Genomic DNA, 3,071 nt, shown 5'->3' on the forward strand with positions numbered 1-3,071 from the left:
GGCCCATTCGACGCGCTACGCCCATCCCTTCCTGCCCACCACCCGCGCCGACCTGCAGGCGCGCGGCTGGGAGCAGTGCGACATCATCATCGTGACGGGAGACGCGTACGTGGACCACCCGGCCTTCGGGCCGGTGCTCATCGCGCGCTTCCTGGAGGGCCGCGGCTTCAAGGTGGGCCTCCTCCCCCAGCCGGACTGGCACTCGGCCGAGCCCTTCAAGGCGCTGGGGCCGCCGCGCATGTTCTTCGGCGTGGCCGCGGGCAACCTGGACTCGATGCTCAACCGGCTGACGGCCCAGAAGAAGAACCGCTCGGAGGACCAGTACAGCCCCGGCGGGCAGACGAACTGCCGGCCGGACCGCGCCACCATCGTCTATGCGCAGCGCTGCCGTGAGGCCTACCCCGACGTCCCCATCATCCTGGGTGGCATCGAGGCCAGCCTCCGCCGCATCGCCCACTTCGACTACTGGAGCGAGAAGGTGCGCCGCTCCATCCTCTTCGACGCCAAGGCGGACCTGCTCGTCTTCGGCATGGGCGAGCGCCCCATCATGGAAGTCGCGGACCGCATGCGCCAGGGTGAGCGCATCCAGGACATCCGCGACGTGCGCGGCACCGCGTACACCATCAACGACGAGGAGATGCGCGCCCTGGAGGCGGACCCGGCCAGGCGCGCCGTGGACCGCAAGACGGTGGTGCTGCCGTCCTACGAGCAGGTCATCGAGGACAAGCGCGCCTTCGCGGTGATGAGCCGCGACTTCCAGATGGAGACCAACCCGGGCAACGCGCGCTCACTGGCGCAGCGCCACGGCAACCGCGCCATCTACATGAACCCGCCCGCGCTCCCGCTGGAGGACGGCGTGGGCACCGCGGGCGCCGAAGGCAAGTCCGTGGCCATGGACGAGCTGTACGACTTGCCCTTCAACCGCGTGCCGCACCCGATGTACCAGGAGCGCATCCCCGCCTACGAGACGGTGAAGCACTCCATCGTCCTCATGCGCGGGTGCTTCGGCGGCTGCACCTTCTGCTCCATCACCGAGCACGAGGGCCGCGTCATCCAGAGCCGCTCCGCGGAGAGCGTGCTGCGCGAGGTCCGCGCCCTGCGCCGCATGGGCGACTTCCGGGGCACCATCACCGACCTGGGGGGCCCCACCGCCAACATGTACAAGCTCAAGTGCAAGAGCGAGGACATCGAGAAGCGGTGCCGCAAGCTGTCCTGCGTCCACCCGGGCGTGTGTGAGAACCTCCAGACGGACCACGGTCCGCTCATCAGCCTGATGCAGGACGTGCGCAAGGAGGACGGCGTCAAGCACGTCTTCATCGCCAGCGGCGTGCGGTACGACCTGGCGGAGCGCTCGCCGGAGTACGTGAAGGAGCTGGCCGCGCACCACGTGGGCGGGCAGCTCTCCGTGGCGCCGGAGCACGTCTCCCCGCGCGTGCTGGAGAAGATGAAGAAGCCCGGCATCGAGAGCTTCGAGCGCTTCCAGCAGATGTTCGCCTGCGCCAGCGAAGAGGCCGGCAAGGAGCAGTACGACATCCCGTACTTCATCAGCGGCCACCCGGGCTCCACGCTGGAGGACATGGTGGAGCTGGCGCTGTGGCTGAAGCAGAACGGGAAGCGGCCTCGGCAGGTGCAGGACTTCATCCCCACCCCCATGGCCATGGCCACCGCCATGTACTTCACGGGGTTGGACCCGCTGAAGATGGAGCCCGTCTACACGGCGCAGGGCCTGCGCGAGAAGCGGCTCCAGAAGGCGCTGCTGCTCTACTGGAACCCGGAGCAGTGGCCGCTGGCCCGCGAGGCCCTGACGCTGGCCGGCCGCGAGGACCTCATCGGCCGCGGGCCCCACGCGCTCGTCCCGCCGGAGTCGCCCGGGGAGGCCGCGCGACGGCAGCGCGCCGAGCGCGACACCGACGCAGGCACCTCCACGCCGCGTCGCGAGGCCGCGCCCCGTCCCGGCCCGAATGGCACCGCGCGGCGCCGTCCCGGTGGGCCTCGCGCCCGCTGAGCGCCCTGGGACACGGGAGCCCGAACGCGCGGTTTGAATAAACCGCCGCCCTTTTCGTCGGGCTCCCACCATGCTCAGCCTCCTCTCCGCGTTGTGGCTCGCCACGGCTCCCGTGACGGCCCCGGAACAGCCCGTGGTCCGCCCCCCGCCTCCGCAGTGCGTGTTCTCCCAGGGACGCTCCGTGTGCGGCTACCAGTGCAAGCGGACCGCGACGCAGGCGGCCTGCGCCCGGACGCCCTATGGCATCTGTGAAATCCTGGTGGGGGGCGTCCATTGTTGGGACCCGCCCCTGGTCGCCATCCAGCACCCGCCCACCACGAGCGCGAAGCCGGAGTGCAAGGAGAGCCGGGGCCAGGTGGCCTGCGGCTACAACTGCCGCCAGTTCAACGGCGAGGTGGCCTGCAACCGGACGCCGTATGGCGTGTGCTCCACGAACTTCAACACGCTGACCTGTTGGGATCCGCCGGACGCCGTCATCCACCAGTACGGCACCCAGACGCCCGCGCCCCGCTGCCTCAACGCCTCCGAGGCCCTGGCCTGCGGCTATGACTGCAAGGCCACGCGCACCGAGGTCCAGTGCGCCAACACGCCGGACGGCGTGTGCCGGCTCGACAACCAGCGCTTCAGCTGCTTCGACCCGCCGTCGCTGCTGCACTGCGACCACAGCGCGCCGCCGCCGCCCCGGCACTGAGGACACACGTCCAGCGCGTGTGGCTGGGCACGCGAGTCCTGCCCACGAAGAGAGGCCACGGCCCCCCTTTGCGGCGCTACACGGCTTCCGGATAGGGTGCGCCGCCTTTCGCAACATCGCGACACATCCAGGAGCACGAAGACGATGGCTAGGACGACCCAGGAGCAGACCCAGGAGCGCCACGCGTTTCTGCTCGACCTCTTCCGCCAGCAGCCGGACATCAGCAGCAAGGAAGCGCTGGAGTCCTTCAAGGAGAAGTTTGGCGGCACCATCAACATGAAGACGTTCAACCAGCTCCGCGAGCAGGCCGAAGACGAAGTCGCGTCGGCCGCCCCCGCCCCCGACGCGACTTCGTCTTCGGCCTGCTCGCGGAGC

The 3,071-nt window shown here is 69.8% G+C and carries 2 protein-coding genes and 1 pseudogene; all 3 read left to right on the forward strand.

Annotated elements, in window-relative coordinates:
- On the forward strand, positions 1-2,005 hold a 2,005-nt coding region (locus tag G4D87_RS36045), incomplete at its 5' end, for a YgiQ family radical SAM protein (protein WP_163787333.1).
- Positions 2,006-2,075: 70 nt separating this feature from the next.
- Positions 2,076-2,696 carry a hypothetical protein gene (locus G4D87_RS36050; RefSeq protein ID WP_163787334.1) on the forward strand — a complete coding sequence of 207 codons (621 nt, stop codon included), beginning with the start codon at positions 2,076-2,078 and terminating at the stop codon, positions 2,694-2,696.
- Between the two features lie 144 nt (positions 2,697-2,840).
- A pseudogene (locus tag G4D87_RS36055) lies at positions 2,841-3,071 on the forward strand (hypothetical protein); the annotation flags it as partial.

The organism is Myxococcus vastator (assembly GCF_010894475.1).
Taxonomy (GTDB): domain Bacteria; phylum Myxococcota; class Myxococcia; order Myxococcales; family Myxococcaceae; genus Myxococcus; species Myxococcus vastator.